Raw genomic sequence first — 23,165 nt, 5'->3', positions numbered from 1 at the left:
ATCGGCCACACACACTTTGCATGAGACGGGCATAGCGAAAGTGTGACCTATGGCAGAGACCCTCATCCGCGGCGCGGATTACCTTATCACGATGGACGACACCCGGCGGGAGCTTGCAGGCGCGGACATGTTGCTGCGCGACGGGATGATTGCCGAGATCGGGCAGGGCCTTCGGACAGAGGGTGAGATTGTCGAGGCGACGGGCTGTGTCGTCACGCCGGGCCTCGTGAACACCCACCACCATCTATACCAAAGCATGACCCGTGCCGTGCCGGGGGCGCAGGATGCGCTGCTCTTTGGCTGGCTGCAACGGCTCTACCCCATCTGGGCGCGCATGGGGCCAGAGCATATGTTCGTATCGGCCCAGATTGGGCTGGCGGAACTGGCGCTTTCGGGCTGTAGCCTGAGTTCGGACCACCTTTATCTCTACCCGAACGGCGTGCGGCTGGAGGATACGATCCACGCCGCCGCCGAACTTGGGCTGCGCTTTCACCCCACCCGCGGCTCGATGAGCATCGGCGAAAGCGATGGCGGCCTGCCGCCTGATGCGCTGGTGGAACGTGAGGCGGCCATTTTGGAAGACTGCATCCGCGTGGTCGACGCCTTTCACGACCCCGCCGAAGGGGCGATGTGCCGGGTCGGACTGGCACCCTGTTCGCCTTTTTCGGTCAGCCGGGAGTTGATGCGCGACACGGCGCTGCTGGCGCGCGACAAGGGCGTGATGCTGCACACCCATCTGGCCGAGAATGCCGAGGATGTGGCCTATTCACAGGAGAGGTTCGGCTGCCGCCCGGGGGAATATGCCGAAAGCCTCGGCTGGCTGGGCGATGATGTTTGGCACGCGCATTGCGTACAGTTGGACGGGGCCGAGATCGACCTTTTTGCCCGGACCCGAACGGGGGTTGCGCATTGTCCCTGCTCAAACTGCCGTCTCGGCTCGGGCATCGCGCCGGTGCGGGCGATGCTGGATGCGGGCGTGCCGCTGGGGTTGGGCGTCGATGGCTCGGCCAGCAACGACAGCGGCAATCTGGCCGCCGAGGCGCGGCAGGCGATGCTGTTGCAGCGGGTGGCCCGCGGGGCCGATGCGATGAGCCCGCGCGCGGCGCTCGAACTGGCCACGCGGGGCGGGGCGGATGTGTTGGGGCGGCCTGATTGCGGGCGGCTGATGCCCGGCAAACGGGCAGATGTGGCGATCTGGGATGTCTCGGGCGTGCACAGCGCGGGCAGTTGGGATCCGGCTGCGCTGCTTCTTGCCGGTCCCACGGCGGTGCGCGACCTTTTCGTTGAAGGCCGACAGGTGGTGCGCGATGGTCAAATCACCACCATCGACATGGCCGCTCAGGTGGCGCGGCAGAATGATTTGGCGAAAGGCTTGGCTGAATGAAGCCGGTTCTACTCTCGATACTGATACTGGCGGGGTTGCCCGCCTTGGCCGACCCGATGGGCTTGGACAGGGTGAACGCCCTGCGCGATGTGAAGGGATTGCAGCCCCTGAGCTATGACAGCCGTCTGGAGCAGGCGGCGCAAGACCACGCCCGCGACATGGCTGCGCATGACTATTTCAGCCACGAAGGCAGCGATGGCACCGATGTTGGCCGCCGCGCGGCGGTGGCGGGCTATGAATGGTGTTTCGTGGCCGAGAATATCGCCAAGGGGCAGCAGTCGCTTGATGAGGTCATGACCGGCTGGACCAACTCGCCGGGGCATTACCGCAACATGGTCGACGCCCGGGCCGAGGAGATGGGGCTGGTGCGGGCCGATGACGCGGTCTGGGTCATGGTGCTGGGCGCGCCCTGCTGAGCCCAGCCCTCGGCGGGAGGCGCGTTACGCCGTGCCGCCCCGCCGTGCGCCCGCCACCCAAACATCCGCAATTGCGCGGTCGTCGCCCATCATGATCGTGGCGAAAAGGCTTTCCCAAATGTCTTTGGCCGCCGCGTGACGTTGCGCGATGGCGGGGGTGGAGTCGAGCGACAGCACGGTGATGTCGGCCTCCATCCCCTCGGCCAGTGAACCGACATGATCTTGCAAATGCAGGCTGCGGGCCGAGCCTGCGGTGGCCAGCCAAATCAGCTGCGCGGCGTGCAGCGGCGTGCCGCGCAGCTGCCCGACCTCATAGGCCGCCGCCATGGTCCGCAGCATCGAAAAGGACGAGCCGCCCCCGGTATCCGTCGCCAAAGCCAGCGGGATGCCCCGCGCAGCAAGGCCGGTCATGTCGAACAGCCCCGACCCGATGAAGGTATTGGAGGTCGGGCAATGCACCAGCGCGCCGCCGACCTCCGCCAGCCGGTCGATCTCGCGCGGTTCCAGATGGATCGCATGGCCGTAGAGGCCGCGTTCGCCCAGCAAGCCATGGGCCTCATAGGTATCAAGGTAATCGCGCGCCTCCGGGAACAAGGCGCGGACCCATTCGATCTCATCCGTCTGCTCGCTGAGATGGGTCTGCATCAGACAGGTCGGATGCTCTGCCCAAAGCGCGCCGAGGGCGGAAAGCTGCTCGGGCGTGGAAGTGGGCGAGAAACGCGGCGTGATCGCATAGGTGGCGCGTCCCTTGCCATGCCAACGCTCGATCAGCGCCTTGCTGTCGTCATAGGCCGATTGCACCGTGTCGCGCAGCCCTTCGGGCGCGTTGCGGTCCATGCAGGTCTTGCCCGCGACAATCCGCTGGCCCCGCTCCGCCGCCGCTTGAAACAGCGCATCGACGCTATGGGGGTGGATGGTGCAATAAGACGCGACCGTGGTGGTGCCATGGGCCAGCGTCAGGTCCAGATAGCGCGCGGCGATCTCGCCCGCATAGGTGGCATCGGACAGGCGCATCTCTTCGGGGAAAGTATAGGTGTTCAGCCAGTCGATCAGCCGCTTGCCCCATGAGGCGATGATGGCGGTCTGCGGGTAATGCACGTGAGCATCGACAAAGCCCGGGCAGATCAGCGCATCGGCGTAGCGTGTCACCTCGGCTTGCGGATGGGCGGCGCGCAGGGCGTCCTCCTTGCCGATGGCGGCGATCCGGCCATTTTCGATCAGCACACCGCCTTCGGTGTCGATCTTCACGGCATCCTCCCAGGCGCTTTGCATGGGGTTGCCGGAATAGGTGAGCGTCGCGCCCAAAAGGAGTCGTTGATTTGTCATCCCAGTGGTTTAGGTGAGGGCGGGACGGGGAACAATACCGAAGCGTCGCAGGTGCCGTTGTACGGGCTTGGGCGCTCGCATATCATCCTTCCCAACAAAGGCGCAGAGACGGAGAGCAGCGGATGTCAGAGCAGATCGAAGAACTGGATCCGGCAGCATCCCCTGATGAACGTGCCGAGGCCTATGTGCTCGACCGGAAAGCCGTGGCCGCGATCCTTGAGGCGGTGGCGGCCAATGATCAGGCGCATCTGACCCAACTGATGGAGCCGTTGCACGCCGCGGATATCGCCGACCTTCTTGAACAGATCGACGAGGACGACCGCGCCGCCCTGATCCGGCTTTACGGGCAGGAGTTCGACGGGGAAATCCTGTCGGAACTCGACGAGTCGGTGCGTGAGGAAGTCATCGGCATTCTGACGCCGCAGGTTCTGACCCAAGCGGTGCGCGAGCTGGACAGCGACGATGTGGTCGACCTGATCGAAGATCTGGAAGACGCGCAGCAGGAAACCATCCTTGAGGCGCTGGAAGAGACCGACCGCGTCGCGGTGGAACAGGCGCTGAACTGGCCCGAATATTCCGCCGGTCGTCTGATGCAGCGCGAGGTCGTCATGGCGCCAGAGCATTGGACGGTGGGCCAAGCCATCGACCATCTGCGCGCCACCAAGGAGGAAGACCTGCCGGACCAGTTCTATCACATCGTCATGGTCGACCCGCGCCTGCATCCGGTGGGCAATGTGACCCTGGGCAAACTCATGCGCTCGCGCCGCGAAACGCGGCTGGCGGATATTCTGGAGGAGACCTTTCAGATCATCCCCGCCATGCGCGATGAGGGCGATGTGGCCTATGCCTTCAACCAGTACCACCTCATTTCGGCCCCGGTGGTCGACGAGGAGGGGCGGCTCATCGGGGTCATCACCATTGACGACGCCATGGCCGTGCTCGACGAAGAACACGAAGAAGACATCCTGCGACTGGCGGGTGTGGGCGAGGGGTCGCTCTCGGACCGGGTGACGGAGACGACGAAGCAGCGCCTGCCGTGGCTCGCGGTGAACCTTGTGACGGCGATTGCGGCCTCGATGGTGATCTCGCAATTCGAGGCGGCGATCGCGCAGATCGTGGCGCTTGCCGTATTGATGCCGATCGTGGCCTCCATGGGTGGCAACGCGGGCACGCAGAGCTTGACGGTGGCGGTGCGCGCCATCGCGACCAAAGACCTCACCGGCTCCAACGTTTGGCGGGTGATCCGGCGCGAGGTTCTGGTGGGGCTGGTCAACGGGCTGATCTTCGCGGTGATCATGGGCATCGTCGGCGTGCTCTGGTTCGGCTCGCCGGGGCTGGGCTATGTCATCGCCACGGCGATGGTGATCAACCTCGTGGTGGCGGGGCTCGCGGGCACCGGCATCCCGATCTTGCTGGAACGGTTCGGGGTAGACCCGGCGCTCGCCTCGGGCGCTTTCGTGACGACAGTGACGGATGTGGTGGGCTTCTTCGCCTTCCTCGGCCTTGCCGCCATGGTGCTGTTGTGAGCGATTGCGCCGCCCGGAAGGCCGAGGCGCGCAAGGCGGCCTTTGCCCGCCGTAAGCCCCTGTTCGAACAGGCGAATGCGGCCCAAGCGGGCTATCTTTCCGAGGTTTTGGCAGGCTACCGTGGGGTGCCGCTGTCGGGTTTCATGCCGATCCGAACGGAGATTGATCCACGCCCCGCCATGGCCGAGGCATGCGCCCATGGTCCCGTCGGCGTGCCGGTGATCGAAAAGCCGAACCACCCGCTGTCTTTTGCCCGTTGGACCCCCGAGACACCGATGGTGCCGGGCACATTCGGCGCGATGATCCCCGCAGAGACCGATCTTTTCGAGCCGGAAATCGTGATCGTGCCGCTTTTGGCCTTCAACCGCGCGGGCGCGCGGCTGGGCTATGGCGGCGGCTTTTACGACCGAACGCTGACGATGCTGCGCGCGCGGCGGGCCACGCTGGCCATTGGCTTTGCTTTTGCGGGGCAGGAGTGGGACGACATCCCGCTGGAAGATACCGACGCGCCGCTCGACCTGATCGTGACCGAGGCCGGGGTGATCGAGGTGACGCCGGGCCAACCCCTGTCGCAGGCGGAATAAGGGTTGCCGCCAAGCCGCCCGCGTCCTAGTCCATAGGGCATGAAGATTTTGTTTCTTGGCGATGTGATGGGCCGGGCCGGACGGCGGGCGATCACCGAAAATCTGGCGCGTCTGCGGCGTGACTGGAAGCTCGATTTCATTGTGGTCAACGGCGAGAACGCGACCGGCGGCATGGGGCTTTCGGGCGCACATGCCAAGACGCTGCTCGATGCCGGGGCCGATTGTCTGACCCTTGGCGATCACGCTTTCGACCAGAAAGACATGCTCAGCTTTATCGAGCAGGAGCCGCGGGTGATCCGCCCGCTGAACTTCTCCAAATCCGCGCCGGGCAAGGGGGCCAAACTCTTCACGGCGCAGAACGGCAAGAAGGTTCTGGTGACCCAAGCGCTTGGCCAGGTCTTTATGAAACGGCCCTTCGATGACCCTTTCTCGGCGTTGGAGCCGGTGTTGAAAACCCATCCTTTGGGCGGCATGGCGCAGGCGATCATCGTCGACATGCACTGCGAAGCCACGAGCGAAAAGATGGCCATGGGCCATTGGTGCGATGGGCGGGCGAGCCTTGTGGTCGGCACCCATACCCATGTGCCCACGGCGGATGCGATGATCCTGCCGGGCGGGACGGGCTACCTCAGCGATGCCGGCATGTGCGGCGATTACCATTCGGTGATCGGCATGGACAAGGCCGAGCCCTTGCGCCGTTTCATTACCGGCATGCCGCGCGAACGCTTTACCCCCGCCAATGGCGAGGCGACCCTCTCGGGCGTCTATATCGAAACCGATGACCGCACGGGGCGGGCCACCCGGATCGTGCCGGTGCGCGAGGGCGGAACGCTTCAGGCCAGCGCGCCCTGAAGTCTGATGTCCCTCGCCTAAGCGTCAGGCTTGCGCAGGGGGCGGCAATCGGCGTAACTGGACAACGGCCTTTTGCCCGAATGACAGGTTCTTGATGGAATTTTTCAGCTTCTCTCCGATGGAGACGGCGGTGCTGACCCTCGTGGTCGTCGGCATAATGTTCGTGCTTTTCCTGCGCGAAGCCTTTCCCACCGAAGTGGTCGCCATCGCCGGGGCGGCCTTGCTCTTGGCGCTTGGCGTGCTGCCCTATGACGACGCGCTTGAGGTGCTGTCAAACCCCGCGCCTTGGACCATCGCGGCGATGTTCATTATCATGGGGGCCTTGGTCCGCACCGGGGCGCTGGATGTTTTGACGCGGCTGGCCGAACGCTCGGCCAAGACGCATCCTAAAACGGCGGTGGCGGGGGTGATCCTGTCGGTCATGGCGGCCAGCGCCATCATGAACAACACGCCCGTCGTGGTGGTGATGATCCCGGTGGTGGTGCAACTGACCCGCACGCTGAACACCAAAGCCTCCAAGCTGTTGATCCCGCTTAGCTATGCCGCAATCATGGGCGGCTCATTGACGCTGATCGGCACCTCGACCAACCTATTGGTCGACGGTGTGGCGCGGTCGCAGGGCATGGCCCCTTTCGGCATTTTCGAGATCCTGCCCGTGGGCCTTGTGGTCTGCGCTTGGGGTCTCCTTTACATGCTGCTTTTCGCAGACAAGCTGCTGCCCGCGCGCGACAGCATGGCGAATATGCTCTCTGACCGCTCCAAGATGAAATTCTTTACCGAGGCGGTGATCCCGCCCGAAAGCAACCTGATTGGCCGCGAAGTGCTGGACGTGCAGCTTTTCAAACGCGAGGGCGTGAGGCTGATCGACGTGGTGCGGGGCGACGATTCGCTGCGGCGCAATCTTAAAGGTGTCGAGCTTCAGGTCGGCGACCGCGTTGTGCTGCGCACCCAAATGACCGAGCTTTTGAGCCTGCAAAACAACAAGGAATTGCGCCGGGTCGACCAGCTTTCCGCGGTGGAGACCACGACCGTCGAAGTGCTGATTACTCCCGGTTGCCGGATGGTGGGGCGCAGCTTGGGCTCGATGCGGCTGCGGCGGCGCTACGGCGTCTATGCGCTGGCGGTGCATCGGCGGAACCAGAACATTGGCCAGCAACTCGACCAGTTGATCGTCAAGGTGGGCGACACGCTGCTTTTGGAAGGGGCTGCCGAAGACATTCAGCGGCTGGCGAGCGAGATGAACCTCGTCGATGTGACCCAGCCTTCGGCCCGGGCGTTCCGCCGGGGCCATGCGCCGATTGCCATTGCCGCCCTCGTGGGGATCGTGGCGCTGGCGGCCTTCAACGTGGCGCCGATCCTCCTGCTGGCCGTAATCGCGGTGGCGGTGGTGCTGGTGACGGGCTGTATCGACGCGGAGGAGGCTTTTTCTTTCGTCGAGGGGCGTTTGCTGGCGTTGATCTTTGCCATGTTGGCGGTTGGCGCGGCTTTGCAGAACTCCGGTGCGATCACGCTGATCGTCGAAAATATCGCGCCGGGGCTGGCACAATTGCCGCCGTTTTTCATCATCTTGGCGGTGTTCCTGCTGACCACGACCCTGACCGAGATCGTCAGCAACAATGCGGTGGCGGTGATTATGACGCCGATTGCCATCAGCCTCAGCACCGCGCTTGGCATGGACCCGCGCCCGCTGGTGGTGGCGGTGATGATCGCGGCCTCCTGCGCCTTTGCCACGCCCATCGGCTATCAGACCAACACGCTGGTTTACGGGCCGGGGGGCTATCGCTTCACCGATTTCATGCGCATCGGGATACCGCTGAACCTGAGCATGTCGCTGCTGGTCAGCGCGGTGATCCCGCTCATTTGGTAAATCAGGCGCTGCGCGGCACGTCGGACTGGGCGACAATCGCGTCAAAGCCCGCCCGTGCCTCAAGGAAGTTGCGGGTCAGCGGGGCGGTGAGTTCGGATTGGTCCGAGAAATAGGCCCCGACCCGGCAGATATGCGCCGCGAATTCAGGATGCACCCCGGCGTCGTCATAGCGCCGGATGCGATCCTTGCTCAGCCAGCCTCGTTTCTTGGCCTCTTTGCTGATCAGTTTGAGCCGCTGCACCGCGTGAAAGGTCAGGTAGACCGAGAGATAATCGAGGTAGTCGGGCAGGGCGATGCCGCAGGTTGGATCGAAGGTGTCGATCACCACATCGACCATATCCGACGGGGCGATGGGCCATGCCTCATCCCCGATCAGCCACGCGATGTCTTCGGCCCCGTGGCGCAGCCCGGCATATTCGAAGTCAAACCAGCGCAGCTTGTCATCCGCGCCAATCGCGGCATTGCCCGAGCGGCAGTCCCATTTGACGAATTGCCGCGCCGGGGCGTTGATGCGCTCATAGGCGGCGGCGCGGTCGAACTGGTCTGAGATGCCGCCGCCGAGGTCTTTGAGGAAGTCCACCGCATCGACGAAGTTCAGCACCCAGTCGCGGTTGTTGCCCAGATGCGGCATGATCGCGTTTAACTCGGTCTGGCGCGCGGCGCCGTGGATGCGGAAGATGGCCGAGACGGCCTCGGCTGCGAGGTCAAGCTGTTCGGCGGGTTCCACCCGCGCGACTTCGACGTTCAGGCGGCGTTTGCCGACGTCGGATTGAAACATGATTTCGCCCACCACGCCCAGACATTCGGGCAGGTCGCTGCAATGGCGGCCAAGTTCGGTCAGGACATGGGCTTCGAGATGGGTGCGGCGGAAGTTCGGGCGGAGAGTGGCGATCACCGTGCGGTCGGTCAAATGCAGCCGAAAGCTCGACCGGTTTTCGCCGCCCGGCGCCGATACCCGCGCCACGTCTTGCCCGAAATGCCTGCGCGCCGCCGCGACGATCTGGGCCTGAGCGCTTTGTTCCTTGGGTCGTGCCATGAAGCCTCCGCTGGTGTTTTCGCCTGTCTAGCTCAGCTCGCTGACGAGGGTACGGCGGGTTCTGGGCAAAACAAAGGCAATTTCTACCTATCCCAAGGCAAGTGATTCGGACCCCCTCCGCACATTTGACCTATACGAAAGAACAATGCCCTCTCGGGCTATCTCACTGTTTCTGTTTGGCGCGCATTATCGGCCTAATTTACCCGAAAGATGGAAAGAATTTGGCGTAAATAGGCGGCACCTGCTAGGTTCATAGGTCAGTGGGGGACGCGGCGCTGCAAATTGGCCGCGGCTGCAAACGGATATGAGGGATTGGCGTCATGGGTTACAGATTCTCGAAGGGTTGGAACAGCAAGGACAATAGCTGGTCCACCGGCGGCGAAGCGGGCAGCGGTTGCGATGCCAGCGGAACGAAGTCCTATCACAACGGCGGGATAGAGGGATCCTCCTTCGCGAAGTGGTATGACGCCCATTTGGCGGGCAAGTTCGACGGGAACGATGACGGCAAAGGCTCCGGTTCGGGTGGCACGAAGGGTTCCGGTTCTGGCGGGACTAAGGGCTCCGGTTCCGGCGGCACCAAAGGGTCCGGCTCGGGCGGCACCAAGGGTTCCGGCTCCGGTGGGACCAAAGGCTCCGGCTCGGGGGGCACCAAAGGGTCCGGCTCTGGTGGCACTAAGGGTTCCGGTTCGGGCGGGACAAAAGGCTCCGGTTCCGGCGGCACGAAGGGCTCCGGCTCGGGTGGCACCAAGGGTTCCGGCTCGGGTGGCACCAAGGGCTCCGGGTCCGGCGGCACCAAAGGTTCCGGCTCGGGTGGCACCAAAGGGTCCGGCTCTGGTGGCACTAAGGGTTCTGGTTCTGGCGGCACGAAGGGCTCTGGCTCGGGTGGCACCAAAGGTTCCGGCTCCGGCGGTACGAAGGGTTCCGGCTCGGGCGGTACGAAAGGCTCTGGTTCTGGCGGCACCAAGGGTTCCGGCTCCGGCGGGACAAAAGGCTCCGGCTCTGGCGGCACCAAAGGGTCCGGCTCTGGTGGCACGAAGGGCTCCGGTTCGGGCGGTACGAAGGGTTCCGGCTCGGGTGGCACCAAAGGTTCCGGCTCGGGTGGTACGAAGGGCTCCGGCTCCTGCGGCACCAAGGGGTCCGGTTCCGGTGGTACGCAAGGCGGTGATACCGGCGGCGCTGATAAATCCGTTCTCAATTTCCTGATGGGAGAGAACGGAGAGATCACAATCGCCGTCACGGAAATGCCGAACGGGCAGTTGCACTTCAACCTTTCGCCCACGGATCCTGAGGCCGACTCACACGCTGACATCAACGGGCTTTTCTTCAACGTGACCGATGGCAGCGCAATCGAAGAACTGAACTTCTTCCCCGACGTGAACGCGGAAGGCTATCACCTGACGGACGTGAAGGCTGTGGATGACGGTGTCGACGGTTTCGCGGGTGGTCCCCAAGCGGGGGGCAGTTTCGATGTGGGTCTGCAATTCGGCACGACCGCTGACAGTTCCGATGGCGATGTCACGAGCACGAACTTCACCCTATGGACCTATCCCGGCTCCCTGTCTTTCGAGGACATCGATCTGAGCGGCATGCGTGTTGTGGTGGACTCGGATGAAAGCGGCGGTGAGGTGCTTGAGGTGTCCGGTATGGTCGATCCTGACATGGAGGATCCCGAGGCCGATACCTCCGACCCCGCCTCCGCTCTCATGGACGCGCTGACCCTCACCTCCGTGCCGGAGGAGGAAGACGAAGGGGCGGACAGCTATGAGGAAGACGCTTTCGACATGGCCTAGGGGGCCGTCAGTGTAAAAACGAAAGGCGCGTCCCGCGGGGGCGCGCCTTTTGCTTGATGGCTCACGCCCTCAGCGCCCGCGCATCCAAAGGACGAAGGGCAGGGCCACCAGATACATCGTGATGCCATAGATCGCTGAGGGCAGGGCGTAGGCGCTGAACCCGGACGCTTGGCCCGAGATCAACCCGGCGAGGGTGATGCCGAGCGTCGCGTTCTGGATGCCCACTTCGATCGAGATCGTCTTGCGGGTCTGCCATGCCAGCCCGGCCGCGGCGGCAATGCCCAGCCCCAGCAACATCAGCGCCGCATTCATGCTAATGAGCGCGGGACCAAGCCGGGCGAGGTTCTCGGTGAAAACGCTCCAATTCCCGGCCAATGCGGCGAGGACGATCAGCACGAACAGCAGCGCGGCGAGGGCGGATAGGCCCGGTTCGATCCGCGCGGCAAAGCCGGGGGCGAGGTGACGCAGGGCAAGCCCAAGTGCCACGGGCAGGGTGGTGATCACGAACATGGCCACCGCCAGCGCCGCGACCGAGACATCCGGCGCGGCATCGCCCATGAAGTGCCGCACGGCGATGGCGGTGAAGACCGGCACGGTCAGGATGCTCAGAAGCGAGACCACCGCCGTCAAAGTCACCGACAGCGCCACATCGCCCCGCGCGAATTTGCTGATCATATTCGAGGTCACGCCGCCCGGGCAGAAGGAGAGGATCATCAGCCCCACGGCCAGTTCTCCGCGCAGGCCGAAGGCCATGGCCACCGCCCATGCGGCAGCGGGCACCAACACCACTTGGCAAAGCGCGCCCAAGGCAAAGGCGCGCGGGTATTTCGCCACGCGGGTGAAATCTGAAACCGTGAGGCCCACCCCCAGCGACAGCATGATGACCGCCAATGACAGCGGCAGTACGACGTTGATCAGAATGTCCATTTGTCCCCCCAAAGCTGACACTCAGCCTAGGGGCGGCAAATATGCTCTGGCAAGTCCGACGCGCGGGGGCGGCTGTTAAAGCGGCCAGAAGAACAGGATGGCGGGGATCGACACGGCGACGACGATGATCTCCAGCGGCAGCCCCATGCGCCAATAGTCGCCAAAGGAATAGCCGCCGGGGCCGAGGATCAGCGTGTTGTTCTTATGCCCAATCGGCGTCAGGAAAGCCGAAGAGGCCGCCACCGCCACCGCCATCAGGAACGGATCGGGAGAGACGCCGAGCGACTGGGCCATCTGGATGCCCACGGGGGCCGCGACGATGGTCGTCGCCGTGTTGTTGAGCACATCCGACAGCGACATGGTCACCACCATCAGAACCGTAAGGACCACCCAAGCGGGCAGCCCCTCGGTCAGCCCCACCAGCGCGCCCGCGATCAATTCGGTCCCGCCCGAGGTCTCCAACGCAGCACCAAGCGGGATCATGGAGCCCAACAACACGATCACCGGCCATTCGATATGGGTATAGAGTTCCGACAGCGGCACGATCTTGGCCAGCACATAGCCGACCACCACGATGCCAAGCGCGATGGGCAGGTAGATCAGCCCGAAGGAGGCCGCGGCCACGGCCCCTGCGAACATCGCGATGGCGAGCCATGTCTTGCTGTCTTGGGTCACCGCAAGGCCCCGGTCGGCCAGCGGCAGCACGCCCAGCCAGTCGGTGACATGGGCCACCGTGTCGCGCGGGACCAGCAGCAACAGGATATCCCCGGGTTTCAGCTCGGTCGTGCGCAGTTGCGAGGTGATCTTGCGGCCCTGTCGCGACAGGCCCAAGAGCACCGTGCGCTGCCGCCACGACAGGCCCACCGCCTGCGCCGTGCGCCCGTTGAGCCGCGAGCCATCGGTCACCACGACCTCGACGATTTCGACCCCGTCGCCATCGGCCAGCAGCAGGTCTTCGCGGTCCCGGTCGGCCAGCGCGAGGTTCAGCGTGGTGCGGAATTCGTCCAGCGCGTCGGGCGTGGCCTCCAGCACGATCGCGTCTCCGGCTTGCAAAACCACGTTGCGGGCCGTGCCATAGCGCCGCTTGCCGTCGCGCATCAGGCCCAAGATCGCCACATCGGCGCGATGCGCCTCTTCTTGCAACTCGGCCAGACGTTTGCCGATCTGTTTGTTGCCCTCGGGCACGGTCAGCTCGGCGATATATTGGGCGATGTCCTCGGCCTCGATCATGGCGTCTTCGCGGGCGGGGATCAGCCGCCAGCCGATCAGCGCGACAAAGACCAGCCCCGCGATGGCGGCCAGCCCGCCCACGGGGGCGAAGTCGAACATCTTGAATGGCGCGCCCAAGGATTCCTGCCGGATGGAGGCGATGATGATATTGGGCGGGGTGCCGATCAGCGTGGCCATGCCGCCAAGGATGGTGGCGAAACTGAGCGGCATCAGGCTCAGCCCCGGTGCGCGGCCCGCTTTGCGTGCGGTCTGGATGTCGACCGGCATCAACAAAGCCAAGGCCGCCACGTTGTTCATAAAGGCCGAGAGCACCCCGCCGACGGCGCCCATCATGGTGATATGCGCGCCCAGGCTGCGCGAACTGTCGACCAGCGTGCGGGTGATCAGCATCACCGCGCCCGAACGAACTAACCCAGCCGAGACCACCAAGACCAGCGCCACGATCAGCGTGGCCGGATGGCCGAAGCCGTCAAAGGCGTTTTTCGTGGGCACCACGCCCAGCACCACCCCAAGCATCAGCGCCCCGAAGGCTACGATGTCATAGCGAAACCGCCCCCAAAGCAGCAGGCCAAAGACCGCGCCGAAGAGGGTGAAGAGGATGATCTGATCAGGTGTCATAAATCCGGTCTAACTTGGTTGCCCCATCGGCGGAAAGCTAAGCACAGGCCGGGTGGCTTGTTCCAGCGGTGATGCTGGCATATAGAGTGGCGCAAACGCATTGCCAGAACGAGGTATTCATGGCCGGTCACTCCAAATGGGCAAACATCCAGCATCGCAAGGGCCGTCAGGACAAGCTGCGCGCCAAGGTGTTTTCCAAACTCTCCAAGGAAATCACCATCGCGGCCAAGATGGGCGACCCCGACCCGGACAAGAACCCGCGTCTTCGTCTGGCGGTGAAAGAGGCCAAGGGCCAGTCCATGCCCAAGGACAACATCGAACGCGCCATCAAGAAGGCGATCGGCGGCGAGGGCGAGGATTACGAGGAAATCCGCTATGAGGGCTATGGCCCGAACGGCGTGGCGGTGATCGTCGAGGCGATGACCGACAACCGCAACCGCACCGCCTCGACCGTGCGTTCGACCTTCACCAAGAACGGCGGCAACCTGGGCGAGACCGGCTCGGTCGGCTTCATGTTCGAGCGCAAGGGCGAGGTGATCTACCCGGCCGCCGTGGGCGATGCCGACACCGTGATGATGGCCGCGATCGAAGCCGGCGCCGAGGACGTGGAAAGCTCCGAGGAGGGCCATGTGATCTATTGCGCGGACACCGATCTCAACGACGTGTCGACCGCGCTTGAGGCCGAATTGGGCGAGTCGGAATCGACCAAGCTGATTTGGCGTCCGACCACCACGACCGAGATGGACCTCGAGAACATGGAAAAGCTGATGAAGCTGATCGATGCGCTTGAGGAGGATGACGACGTGCAGCGCGTCACCACCAATTTCGAGGCCTCTGACGAGGTTATGGCGCAGCTTTAACGCGCCCCTTGCACCAGCGCCTCGCGCGCCGCGGCCCGGACGGCGGCGGTGAGCGGGGCCAGCGCGGGCGCCATGATCCGCGCGACCTGCCAGTAAAGCGGCACATCCAGCGGCAGCGCGTCGTCCAGCGACACGAGCCGCCCCGCCGCCAAATCCTCGGCCACCAGCGGCGCGGGGTTCATGCCCCAACCCAGTCCTTGCCGCGCCGCTGCGACAAAGCCGTGGCTTGAGGGGAGGTGGTGGCTTGGTGGGGTCAGCCGCTGCCCGGTCTTTCGCTTCAGCCATCGCCCTTGCAGTTGATCCTTGTGGTCGAAGGTGAGCATCGGCGCGCGGGCCAGTGCCTCGGTCGTGACGCCCTCGACAAACCACTTTTGCCGATAGGCGCGGCTGGCGGTGGCATGGTAGCGCAGCGCGCCCAAGGGCAGCACGTCGCAGCCCGGTGCCGCGCGGGCTTGTCCCGTCACCGCCGCGCTGACCTCCCCCCGACGCAGCCAATCGGCCGAGGTGTCTTGATCGTCGATCATCAGATCGAAAAGCATGTCGGGCACCCGCGCCAGCGCCGGGATGAGCCATGTGGCCAAGACATCCGCAGGCACCGCCAGGCGGAGCCGGGGCGGGGCGGTGGCATCGCCTGCCCCAAGCGCCTGCGCTTCGAGCAGGGCCACATCCTCTGCATGTTTGGCAAGACGCTGGCCCATGGGCGTGCCGGTGCAGGGCTGGCCGCGCAGAACGAGGGTGGCCCCCACACGGTCCTCAAGCGCCTTCACCCGCTGCGAGATTGCCGAGGGGGTCACCCCCAGCACCGCCGCCGCGGCGTCAAAACTGCCGAGCCGCAGGATATGGGCCAGAGCGGTCAGCTGCGCGCTGTCGAGCTGCATAAGTTCTGCTAATCCTGACGTAGACTATTGAATTTGAGTAATCTGAGCCAAGGGGCTAGGCAAGGGCAACCCGTTTTACAGGATGCCTTCGATGTTGACCTCTTTCCTTCCCGGCTTTGCTCTTAGCCTCACCCTCATCATGGCCATCGGGGCGCAGAACGCTTTTGTCTTGCGCCAAGGGCTGCGGCGCGAACATGTGCTGCCGGTGGTGCTGGTCTGCGCTGCCTCGGATGCGGTGTTGATCATGTCGGGGGTCGCAGGCTTTGGCGCGCTGGCCGAGGCGGCCCCGTGGTTCGGCCCGCTGATGCGCTATGGCGGCGCGGCCTTCCTGCTATGGTACGGCTGGCGCAACGCGGTTTCCGCATGGCAGGGCGGGGAGGCGCTGGAGGCCGAAGGGCAATCCACCCGCAGCCTGCGCAAGGCGATCCTGACGCTGCTGGCGCTGACCTGGCTGAATCCGCATGTCTACCTCGACACCTTGGTGCTGCTCGGCTCGATCTCGGCGCAATATCCCGACCGGCTCAGCTTTGGGCTTGGGGCGGTGCTGGCGAGTTTCGTCTTCTTCTTCTCGCTCGGGTATGGCGCGCGGCTGCTGGCGCCGCTCTTTGCCAAACCGCGCAGTTGGCAGGTCTTGGACGCCGTTATCGCCGTGACCATGTGGGCGATTGCGATTAAATTGCTTGCGATGTGAATAAAAATGCTGCGCCCATCTTGCCCTTGGCAGCGCTTTGGGAAAGGGTCACGGCATGACACAGTCTCCGGCCACCGCCCCCGACATCCCCGTTCCGCCCAACCGCCCGCTTGTCGGGGTCTTTTGGATGTTGGTGACGGGGGCCTGTTTCATCGGCGTGACCGCGCTGGTGAAATACATGGGGCCGCGCCTGCCTTCGGCAGAGGCCGCTTTCCTGCGCTACGCCATGGGGCTGGTCTTTGTCTTGCCGATCCTGCGGTCGCTGCTGGCCACCCCGGTAAGCCGGCGGCAATGGGGTCTGTTCGGCATGCGCGGCTTTTTCCACGCGGGCGGGGTGATCCTGTGGTTCTACGCCATGACCCGCCTGCCCATCGCTGAGGTGACGGCGATGAACTACCTCGCGCCGATCTATGTCACCGTGGGTGCCGCGATCTTTCTGGGGGAGAAGCTGGCCGCGCGGCGCATCGTGGCGGTCTGTCTGGGGCTGGCGGGGGCGGCGATCATCCTGCGCCCCGGGTTCCGCGAAGTCTCCACCGGGCATTTGGCGATGTTGCTGGCGGCGGTGGTTTTTGCCGGATCCTACCTCTTGGCCAAGGTGCTGGCGGATGAGGCGCGTCCGGTGATGATCGTGACCATGCTGTCGATCTTCGTCACCATCGGGCTGGCGCCCTTCGCCTTCTCCGTCTGGATCGCGCCCACCGTGCAGGAGTTGCTGATCCTCGCCGGGGTCGCCTTTTTCGCCACGGCGGGGCATTTCACCATGACGCTGGCCTTTGCCGCCGCCCCGGTGACGGTGACGCAGCCGGTCACCTTCCTGCAACTGGTCTGGGCCACGATCCTCGGCGTGGTGGTCTTTGCCGAGCCGGTGGACCTCTGGGTGGTGCTCGGTGGCGCGGTGATCTTGGGCTCGGTCACCTTTATCACATGGCGCGAAGCGATGCTGAAACGGCAGGTCACGCCCCCCTCACATGCGACGAAATTCTGACCTTCCGCCCTGTCGGGGTGGTACTTGATTGACGAGTCAATAAAGATTCCCCTATCCTGAGGCGGTCAACACTGCCCCAAGGATCCGAATCCAATGCCCAAAGTCGGAATGGAACCCATTCGCCGCTCTGCGCTGGTCAAAGCCACCATCGCCGAGATCGGCGAGGCCCAGTCGCTGGATGTGACGGTGAGCCAGATCGCCAAGCGGGCAGGCATGTCGAGCGCGCTGGCACATCACTATTTCGGCGGCAAGAACCAGATCTTTCTGGCAGCGATGCGGCATATCCTGTCGGAATATGCCGCCGGGGTGCGCGAACGGCTTGCCACGGCCCGCACGCCGCATGACCGTGCGGCGGCAATCATCGTGGCCAGTTTCGACGACACCGGCTTTCACCCCGGCACGATCAGCGCGTGGATGACACTCTACGCCCATGCCCGCACCAACCCCGAAACCCGGCGTTTGCTGACTGCTTATCAAAGCCGGTTGCGGTCCAACCTCACCCATGCGCTGCGCCCGATCAGCCCCCAGCCCGAAGGCGATGCCGACACTCTGGCGGCCCTGATCGATGGGCTTTACCTGCGCGCGGCGCTGTCGGATGGCGTCAGCGCGGCAGAGGCCATGACCCGCGCGCTCTATACGCTCGACCTGCTGCTCAAAGCGGGCCGTTGAACACCGCGGAGACGGGCGGCACCGCCGCGCTCCGCCTCTCTGAACATTCCTCGCCTCAGGCAAGAAAGTCCCTTTGATGTCCTATGATCCCCAACCCACCGCCAGCCACTTTATCGACGGCGCCTATGTCGAAGACACCAATGGCACGCCGATCCCGGTGATTTATCCCGCCACGGGCGAGAAGATCGCCACGGTCTATGCCGCCACGCACGAGATTGTGGAGCAGGCCATCGCCTCGGCCCGCCGCGCGCAGGCCGCATGGGGCGCGCTAAGCGGCACCGAGCGGGGCCGCATCCTGCGCCGCGCCGCCGACATGATCCGCGACCGCAACCACGATCTGTCGGTCTTGGAAACCCAAGACACCGGCAAACCCTATCAGGAGACCTCCGTCGCCGATGCCACCAGCGGCGCCGATGCGCTGGAGTATTTTGGCGGCCTTGCTGGCAGCCTGGCCGGCGAGCATATCCAACTTGGCGAAGACTGGGTCTACACCCGGCGTGAGCCTCTGGGCGTCTGCGTCGGCATCGGCGCTTGGAATTACCCCACCCAGATCGCCTGCTGGAAGGCTGCGCCGGCGCTGGCCTGCGGCAATGCGATGATCTTCAAGCCGTCCGAGACCACGCCGCTCTGCGCCCTGAAGGTCGCCGAAATCCTGATTGAAGCCGGTCTGCCCGCGGGCCTCTTCAACGTGGTGCAGGGCATGGGCGCGGTTGGCCAGTCTCTGGTCACCGATCCCCGCGTCGACAAGGTCTCGCTCACCGGCTCGGTGCCGACGGGGCGCAAGGTCTATGCCGCCGCTGCCGAAGGTATCAAGCATGTGACGATGGAACTGGGCGGCAAATCGCCCCTGATCGTCTTCGAGGATGCGGATATCGACAATGCCGTCGGCGGCGCGATCCTGGGCAACTTCTACAGTTCCGGCCAGATCTGCTCGAACGGCACGCGGGTCTTCGTACACCGCGACATCAAGGAGAAGTTCCTCGCGCGGCTGTCCGAGCGGCTGGACAACGCCGTGATCGGCGACCCGATGGACCCCGACACCAGCTTTGGCCCGATGGTCAGCGAACGCCAGATGCAGATCGCGCTGGACTACATCGAGAAGGGCAAGGCCGAGGGCGCGCGGCTGGTCTATGGCGGGAGCCGCATCGAGCGCGAGGGGTTCTACATGCAGCCCACCGTCTTCGCCGATGTGAAAGACGACATGGTCATCGCCCGCGAGGAGATCTTCGGCCCGGTCATGGCGGTGCTGGATTTCGAGGATGAAGCGGAGGTTCTGGCCCGCGCCAATGATACCGAGTTCGGCCTCGCCGCCGGTGTCTTCACCCGCGACCTTGCCCGCGCGCACCGCGTGGCGGCGGGGTTCGAGGCCGGGACCTGCTATATCAACAGCTACAACGACGCGCCGGTCGAGGCGCCCTTTGGCGGCATGAAGAACTCCGGCGTGGGCCGCGAGAACGCCAAGGCGGCGATCGAGCACTACAGCCAGGTGAAGTCGGTCTACGTGCGCATGGGCGATGTCGAGGCACCCTTCTAAGGGGTGAATTTGCTGAGAGGTGCTTGAGGGATCGGCCTGATCCTCAAGTCACCTCGTCAATTCTGGGGAGCGATTCCCCACCGCCTCAAGGACAAGCCGCGCATCCGCGCGGTGCTGCGCATCCTTGACCCGGCGCGGAATCACGGAAGGAAGAGCTATGGAAGCTGAATTTGTCATCGTCGGCGCGGGCTCCGCGGGCTGCGCCATGGCCTACCGCTTGGCCGAGGCGGGTCGCAAGGTTATCGTCATCGAACATGGTGGCAGCGACGCCGGGCCTTTCATCCAGATGCCTGCGGCGCTCAGCTATCCGATGAACATGCCGCGTTACGACTGGGGCTATAAATCCGAGCCCGAGCCGCAACTCAACAACCGCGAGTTGGTCTGCCCGCGCGGCAAGGTGATCGGCGGCTCCTCCTCGATCAACGGCATGGTCTACGTGCGTGGCCACGCCAGGGACTTCGACCATTGGGAAGAGGTCGGCGCGCGCGGTTGGTCCTATGCGGATGTGCTGCCCTATTACAAGCGCATGGAAACATGGCACGAGAACGGCCATGGCGGCGATCCGGCGTGGCGCGGCAAGGACGGCCCGCTGCACGTCAGTCGCGGCCCGCGCGAGAACCCGCTTTTCGACGCCTTCGTGCAGGCCGGGGCACAGGCGGGCTACCAGGTGACCCATGACTACAATGGCGAGCAGCAAGAGGGCTTCGGCCCGATGGAGCAGACGGTCTGGAACGGGCGGCGCTGGTCGGCAGCCAATGCCTATCTGCGCCCGGCGCAGAAGACCGGCAATGTCACCCTGATCCGCGCGCTGGCGCAGCGCGTGGTGATCGAAGAGGGGCGCGCCGTGGGTATCAAGGTCAAGCGTGGCCGCGCAACGGAAGTGATCCGTGCCAGCCGCGAAGTGGTGCTGGCGGCGTCGTCGATCAACTCGCCGAAGCTGCTGATGCTCTCGGGGATCGGCCCTGCCGCGCATCTGGCTGAACATGGCATCGAGGTGCGGGCCGACCGCCCCGGCGTGGGGCAGAACCTGCAGGACCATCTGGAGCTTTACATCCAGATGGCCTCGCGCCAGCCGATCACGCTCTACAAGCACTGGAACCTCCTGTCGAAGGCCGTCATCGGCGCGCAGTGGCTCTTTACCAAGACTGGCATGGGCGCCTCGAACCAGTTCGAATCCGCGGCCTTCATCCGCTCGAAGCCCGGCGTGGAATACCCTGATATCCAATACCATTTCCTGCCCATTGCCGTGCGCTACGACGGTCAGGCGGCGGCGGAGGGGCATGGCTTTCAGGCGCACACGGGGCCGATGCGCTCCAAGTCGCGCGGCGAGATCACCCTGCGTTCCGCCGACCCGGCCGAGGCGCCGCGCATCCGCTTCAACTACATGTCGCACCCTGATGACTGGGAGGAGTTCCGTACCTGCATCCGGCTCACGCGGGAAATCTTCGCGCAGGACGCCTTCAAGCCCTTCGTCAAACACGAGATTCAGCCCGGTGAAGCGCTGCAATCGGACGCGGCGCTTGACGCTTTCATCGCCGAACACGCCGAAAGCGCCTATCACCCCTGCGGCACCTGCCGCATGGGCGCTGCGGACGATCCGGGCGCCGTGGTCGACCCGCAGGCGCGGGTGATCGGGGTCGAGGGGCTGCGCGTGGCCGACAGTTCGATCTTTCCGCGCATCACCAACGGCAACCTTAACGCGCCCTCGATCATGGTGGGCGAGAAGGTCTCGGACCTGCTTTTGGGCCGCGATCCGCTGCCGCGCGCTAATGACGAGCCTTGGCTGCATCCGAACTGGCAGGTGGCGCAGCGCTGATGGTTAACCTGACTTAACATCCTGTCTTGAAGGCGGCGGGGCGGGGCGTCATACCTGCCTCATGTTAAGGATTTGTTCACTTTTCGCCCTCAGTCTGACGCTGGGTCTCGTGACGGGAGCTGCAGGGGCGCAGACGGTCTCGGGCGTGGTGCGCGTGATCGATGGGGATACCTTCGATCTCGGCGGTACGCGCATCCGCCTGCATGGCATCGACGCGCTTGAAGCCAGCCAAACCTGCGAGACCGATGGCGGGCAGGCATGGGCCTGCGGAGATTGGGCAACGAGGGAGGTGCGCGACAGATACCAAGGGGCCGATGCGCGATGTGAGGCGCTGGACCGCGACCGCTATGATCGCATTGTCGCCCGCTGCCACGTGGGTGGCGTCGATGTGGGGCAGGCGCTGGTGCGTGACGGGCTGGCCTTTGCCTATCGTAAATATTCGATGGACTATGACCTGGATGAAAAGGCCGCCTTTGTCGCGGGCCGTGGGATTCACGGGTTCAAGACGGTTTCTCCCGCCCGCTACCGCGTGACCCGCCGCAGCGGGGCAGAGCCTGCCCGGCCCGAAGGGGGCTGCCAGATCAAGGGCAATATCAGCGCCAAAGGGGTCAAGATTTACCATATGCCGGGGCAGAAGTTTTACAGCCGCACCCGCATCAGCACCCGCAAAGGCGAGCGTTGGTTTTGTTCCGAAGCCGAGGCACGCGGCGCGGGGTGGCGGCGCGCCCGGCGCTGATCATTCCACCCGGTAGGGCAGGGTGTCGCGCAGATGCGGGTCGACCACCAACTGCCGCTCCAACGGCGGGACGGAGCGTTGATGACAATCCCGGCGCTCGCAAATCCGGCAGGAAATGCCAATCGGTTCAAAGGCATCGCTGCGGGTGACGTCCATCCCATCGGCATAGACCAAGGCAGGCGCATGGCGCACTTCGCAGCCGAGTGAGATCGCGTAGCGCCGCACCGGCGCGCCAAACCGCCCCGCCGGTTTCGAGATGTCCCGCGCCAAACTGATATAGCGCACCCCATCCGGCGTCTCGGCCAATTGCCGCAGGAACCGCCCCGGCGTCTCAAAGGCGCGGTGGACGTTCCAAAGCGGGCAGGCGCCGCCGAAACGCGCGAATTGCAACCGGGTGGCGGAATGACGTTTGGTGATCGTGCCCGCTTGATCGACCCGCACGAAAAAGAAGGGCACCCCCTTCGCGCCGGGGCGCTGCAGCGTCGACAGCCGATGCGCCACCTGCTCGATCGAGGCACCGAAATGCCCGGCCAGCACCTCCAGATCGTGGCGGCAATCCTGCGCCTTCTGTAGGAACCGCCCATAGGGCAAGAGGGCCGCCCCGGCAAAGTAATTGGCCAACCCGATCTTGGCGATATCCCGCGCCGCAGCGCTGTGGAAACGGGCAAGGTCCAGCGTCGCCTCCAGCAGCGCGTCTTGCTGGGTCAACGCCACCTGCAACAACATCTGAAAGGTCTGCGTCTCAGGCGCCGCACGGGCCGATAGATGCAGCACCCTGCGCGCGGGATCGTAGGCGCGCAGCCGGTCGTCATCCTCAAAAGTCACACGCACCCCAGCACTCTCAAGCGCGCGCGCGGCGGTCGCCCGCGTATCGCTGCCGCTGCCTTCGCGGGTCGCAAAATGCTCTGCCGCACGGTCGACCGCATCAATGTAATTGTCGCAATAGTGAAAGAAGTCCCGCACCTCCTCCCACGGAGAGGGCATCGCCCGCGCGTCCTCGCGCCCCAGGGCTTCGTCCAGCGAGGCCAGCCGTTCATGCACCTGTCGGTAGCTTTGATGCAGGGCGAGAAAGGCATGGGCCAGCCCCGGCGCGTTGGAGGCGGTGAGGCGCAGATCGGCCACCGGGGGTGCCTTTCCGGCAAAAATCGGATCGGCCAGCGCCTCGCGCAGATCGCTGACCAACCGCTCCCCATCGCCGCTGGAAAGCTCGGTCACATCCAGCCTGAACTCCGACGCCAAGGCGAGCACGACATTGGTACTGACGGGCCGGTTGTTGTTCTCCATCTGGTTGAGATAGGGCAAGGAGACGCCCAGCCGGGCGGCGAAGTCTTTCTGCGTCAGCCCCGCGCGGGTCCGGGTCTCACGCAGTTTCACACCGGCATAGAGTTTCTGGATCGCCATCCGCGCACCTTTGCAACTTTGCAGCAAGGTGCAGCCTAG

General features: G+C 64.5%; 20 protein-coding genes. 14 read left to right on the top strand and 6 right to left on the bottom strand.

What is annotated here, in order from left to right; genetic code table 11:
• The first annotated feature begins 49 nt into the window (after positions 1–49).
• Together ACGYK7_RS06870 and ACGYK7_RS06865 are read left to right on the top strand one after the other, a co-directional pair.
• Positions 50–1,384: an 8-oxoguanine deaminase gene (locus ACGYK7_RS06870; protein ID WP_394400264.1), complete on the top strand. Its 1,335-nt coding sequence runs from the start codon at positions 50–52 to the stop codon at positions 1,382–1,384.
• Complete coding sequence (locus ACGYK7_RS06865) at positions 1,381–1,800, top strand: CAP domain-containing protein (RefSeq protein ID WP_394400262.1); 420 nt, start codon at positions 1,381–1,383, stop codon at positions 1,798–1,800. The genes ACGYK7_RS06870 and ACGYK7_RS06865 overlap by 4 nt, the downstream gene beginning before the upstream one ends.
• Before the next feature lie 24 nt (positions 1,801–1,824).
• Here the strand turns inward: ACGYK7_RS06865 and guaD are convergent, their stop codons facing one another.
• Entirely contained in the window at positions 1,825–3,126 is a 1,302-nt protein-coding gene (gene guaD, locus ACGYK7_RS06860; RefSeq protein ID WP_394400260.1) for a guanine deaminase, read from the bottom strand.
• 122 nt (positions 3,127–3,248) lie between these two features.
• On the opposite strand from guaD, the gene mgtE reads away from it, so the two are divergent.
• The 4 genes from mgtE to ACGYK7_RS06840 all read left to right on the top strand — a co-directional run bounded on the left by mgtE (position 3,249) and on the right by ACGYK7_RS06840 (position 7,955).
• Positions 3,249–4,652, top strand: coding sequence for a magnesium transporter (mgtE, locus tag ACGYK7_RS06855; protein WP_394400258.1), 1,404 nt, complete (start codon positions 3,249–3,251; stop codon positions 4,650–4,652).
• Positions 4,649–5,236 (top strand): 5-formyltetrahydrofolate cyclo-ligase, encoded by a 588-nt coding sequence (locus ACGYK7_RS06850; protein WP_394400256.1) that lies wholly within the window; start codon positions 4,649–4,651, stop codon positions 5,234–5,236. The genes mgtE and ACGYK7_RS06850 overlap by 4 nt, the downstream gene beginning before the upstream one ends.
• A 39-nt stretch (positions 5,237–5,275) precedes the next feature.
• The gene (locus ACGYK7_RS06845) at positions 5,276–6,088 is read left to right on the top strand and encodes a TIGR00282 family metallophosphoesterase (RefSeq protein ID WP_168612244.1); all 813 of its coding nucleotides are present in this window, start codon (positions 5,276–5,278) and stop codon (positions 6,086–6,088) included.
• A 94-nt stretch (positions 6,089–6,182) separates the two neighbouring features.
• On the top strand, positions 6,183–7,955 hold the full coding sequence (locus tag ACGYK7_RS06840; RefSeq protein ID WP_394400254.1) for an SLC13 family permease: 1,773 nt from the start codon (positions 6,183–6,185) through the stop codon (positions 7,953–7,955).
• Position 7,956: 1 nt separating this feature from the next.
• On the opposite strand, the gene ACGYK7_RS06835 is transcribed toward ACGYK7_RS06840, so the two are convergent.
• Positions 7,957–8,991: a hypothetical protein gene (locus ACGYK7_RS06835; RefSeq protein ID WP_394400252.1), complete on the bottom strand. Its 1,035-nt coding sequence runs from the start codon at positions 8,989–8,991 to the stop codon at positions 7,957–7,959.
• 320 nt (positions 8,992–9,311) lie between these two features.
• On the opposite strand from ACGYK7_RS06835, the gene ACGYK7_RS06830 reads away from it, so the two are divergent.
• Positions 9,312–10,781, top strand: coding sequence for a hypothetical protein (locus ACGYK7_RS06830; RefSeq protein ID WP_394400250.1), 1,470 nt, complete (start codon positions 9,312–9,314; stop codon positions 10,779–10,781).
• Between the two features lie 69 nt (positions 10,782–10,850).
• Here ACGYK7_RS06830 and ACGYK7_RS06825 read toward each other — a convergent pair whose 3' ends face one another.
• Complete coding sequence (locus ACGYK7_RS06825) at positions 10,851–11,708, bottom strand: bile acid:sodium symporter family protein (RefSeq protein WP_394400248.1); 858 nt, start codon at positions 11,706–11,708, stop codon at positions 10,851–10,853.
• 75 nt (positions 11,709–11,783) lie between these two features.
• The gene (locus tag ACGYK7_RS06820) at positions 11,784–13,556 is read right to left on the bottom strand and encodes an SLC13 family permease (protein WP_394400246.1); all 1,773 of its coding nucleotides are present in this window, start codon (positions 13,554–13,556) and stop codon (positions 11,784–11,786) included.
• Between the two features lie 119 nt (positions 13,557–13,675).
• Between ACGYK7_RS06820 and ACGYK7_RS06815 the strand changes: the two genes are divergently transcribed.
• Complete coding sequence (locus ACGYK7_RS06815) at positions 13,676–14,416, top strand: YebC/PmpR family DNA-binding transcriptional regulator (protein WP_394400244.1); 741 nt, start codon at positions 13,676–13,678, stop codon at positions 14,414–14,416.
• Here ACGYK7_RS06815 and ACGYK7_RS06810 read toward each other — a convergent pair.
• The gene (locus tag ACGYK7_RS06810; RefSeq protein WP_394400242.1) at positions 14,413–15,294 is read right to left on the bottom strand and encodes a LysR family transcriptional regulator ArgP; all 882 of its coding nucleotides are present in this window, start codon (positions 15,292–15,294) and stop codon (positions 14,413–14,415) included. The genes ACGYK7_RS06815 and ACGYK7_RS06810 overlap by 4 nt on opposite strands.
• 91 nt (positions 15,295–15,385) lie before the next feature.
• On the opposite strand from ACGYK7_RS06810, the gene ACGYK7_RS06805 reads away from it, so the two are divergent.
• From ACGYK7_RS06805 to ACGYK7_RS06780, 6 genes are all read left to right on the top strand, one after another.
• Positions 15,386–15,985 (top strand): LysE/ArgO family amino acid transporter, encoded by a 600-nt coding sequence (locus ACGYK7_RS06805; RefSeq protein ID WP_394400240.1) that lies wholly within the window; start codon positions 15,386–15,388, stop codon positions 15,983–15,985.
• A 55-nt stretch (positions 15,986–16,040) separates the two neighbouring features.
• The gene (locus ACGYK7_RS06800) at positions 16,041–16,970 is read left to right on the top strand and encodes a DMT family transporter (RefSeq protein WP_394400238.1); all 930 of its coding nucleotides are present in this window, start codon (positions 16,041–16,043) and stop codon (positions 16,968–16,970) included.
• A gap of 93 nt (positions 16,971–17,063) precedes the next feature.
• Entirely contained in the window at positions 17,064–17,639 is a 576-nt protein-coding gene (betI, locus tag ACGYK7_RS06795; protein ID WP_067263489.1) for a choline-responsive transcriptional repressor BetI, read from the top strand.
• A gap of 76 nt (positions 17,640–17,715) precedes the next feature.
• Positions 17,716–19,173 carry a betaine-aldehyde dehydrogenase gene (gene betB / locus ACGYK7_RS06790; protein WP_394400236.1) on the top strand — a complete coding sequence of 486 codons (1,458 nt, stop codon included), beginning with the start codon at positions 17,716–17,718 and terminating at the stop codon, positions 19,171–19,173.
• 157 nt (positions 19,174–19,330) lie between these two features.
• A complete protein-coding gene (gene betA / locus ACGYK7_RS06785; protein ID WP_394400234.1) occupies positions 19,331–20,989 on the top strand; it encodes a choline dehydrogenase in 1,659 nt (552 codons plus the stop codon).
• Between the two features lie 61 nt (positions 20,990–21,050).
• Positions 21,051–21,725: a thermonuclease family protein gene (locus ACGYK7_RS06780; protein WP_394400232.1), complete on the top strand. Its 675-nt coding sequence runs from the start codon at positions 21,051–21,053 to the stop codon at positions 21,723–21,725.
• Here ACGYK7_RS06780 and ACGYK7_RS06775 read toward each other — a convergent pair whose 3' ends face one another.
• A complete protein-coding gene (locus tag ACGYK7_RS06775) occupies positions 21,726–23,126 on the bottom strand; it encodes a short-chain fatty acyl-CoA regulator family protein (RefSeq protein ID WP_394400230.1) in 1,401 nt (466 codons plus the stop codon).
• Positions 23,127–23,165 lie beyond the last annotated feature (39 nt).

It is taken from the genome of Sulfitobacter sp. 1A15299 (assembly GCF_043556915.1).
GTDB lineage: Bacteria > Pseudomonadota > Alphaproteobacteria > Rhodobacterales > Rhodobacteraceae > Sulfitobacter.
This window is presented reverse-complemented; position numbering and strand designations above follow the sequence as displayed.

Coding starts and splice junctions, on each gene's coding strand:
- ACGYK7_RS06800 (WP_394400238.1), top strand. CDS start 16,041: ATGACACAGTCTCCGGCCACCGCCCCCGACATCCCCGTTCCGCCCAAC.
- ACGYK7_RS06830 (WP_394400250.1), top strand. CDS start 9,312: ATGGGTTACAGATTCTCGAAGGGTTGGAACAGCAAGGACAATAGCTGG.
- ACGYK7_RS06805 (WP_394400240.1), top strand. CDS start 15,386: ATGTTGACCTCTTTCCTTCCCGGCTTTGCTCTTAGCCTCACCCTCATC.
- ACGYK7_RS06810 (WP_394400242.1), bottom strand. CDS start 15,294: ATGCAGCTCGACAGCGCGCAGCTGACCGCTCTGGCCCATATCCTGCGG.
- ACGYK7_RS06775 (WP_394400230.1), bottom strand. CDS start 23,126: ATGGCGATCCAGAAACTCTATGCCGGTGTGAAACTGCGTGAGACCCGG.
- ACGYK7_RS06780 (WP_394400232.1), top strand. CDS start 21,051: ATGTTAAGGATTTGTTCACTTTTCGCCCTCAGTCTGACGCTGGGTCTC.
- ACGYK7_RS06825 (WP_394400248.1), bottom strand. CDS start 11,708: ATGGACATTCTGATCAACGTCGTACTGCCGCTGTCATTGGCGGTCATC.
- betA (WP_394400234.1), top strand. CDS start 19,331: ATGGAAGCTGAATTTGTCATCGTCGGCGCGGGCTCCGCGGGCTGCGCC.
- ACGYK7_RS06870 (WP_394400264.1), top strand. CDS start 50: ATGGCAGAGACCCTCATCCGCGGCGCGGATTACCTTATCACGATGGAC.
- guaD (WP_394400260.1), bottom strand. CDS start 3,126: ATGACAAATCAACGACTCCTTTTGGGCGCGACGCTCACCTATTCCGGC.
- ACGYK7_RS06835 (WP_394400252.1), bottom strand. CDS start 8,991: ATGGCACGACCCAAGGAACAAAGCGCTCAGGCCCAGATCGTCGCGGCG.
- betI (WP_067263489.1), top strand. CDS start 17,064: ATGCCCAAAGTCGGAATGGAACCCATTCGCCGCTCTGCGCTGGTCAAA.
- mgtE (WP_394400258.1), top strand. CDS start 3,249: ATGTCAGAGCAGATCGAAGAACTGGATCCGGCAGCATCCCCTGATGAA.
- ACGYK7_RS06820 (WP_394400246.1), bottom strand. CDS start 13,556: ATGACACCTGATCAGATCATCCTCTTCACCCTCTTCGGCGCGGTCTTT.
- ACGYK7_RS06845 (WP_168612244.1), top strand. CDS start 5,276: ATGAAGATTTTGTTTCTTGGCGATGTGATGGGCCGGGCCGGACGGCGG.
- ACGYK7_RS06865 (WP_394400262.1), top strand. CDS start 1,381: ATGAAGCCGGTTCTACTCTCGATACTGATACTGGCGGGGTTGCCCGCC.
- betB (WP_394400236.1), top strand. CDS start 17,716: ATGTCCTATGATCCCCAACCCACCGCCAGCCACTTTATCGACGGCGCC.
- ACGYK7_RS06815 (WP_394400244.1), top strand. CDS start 13,676: ATGGCCGGTCACTCCAAATGGGCAAACATCCAGCATCGCAAGGGCCGT.
- ACGYK7_RS06840 (WP_394400254.1), top strand. CDS start 6,183: ATGGAATTTTTCAGCTTCTCTCCGATGGAGACGGCGGTGCTGACCCTC.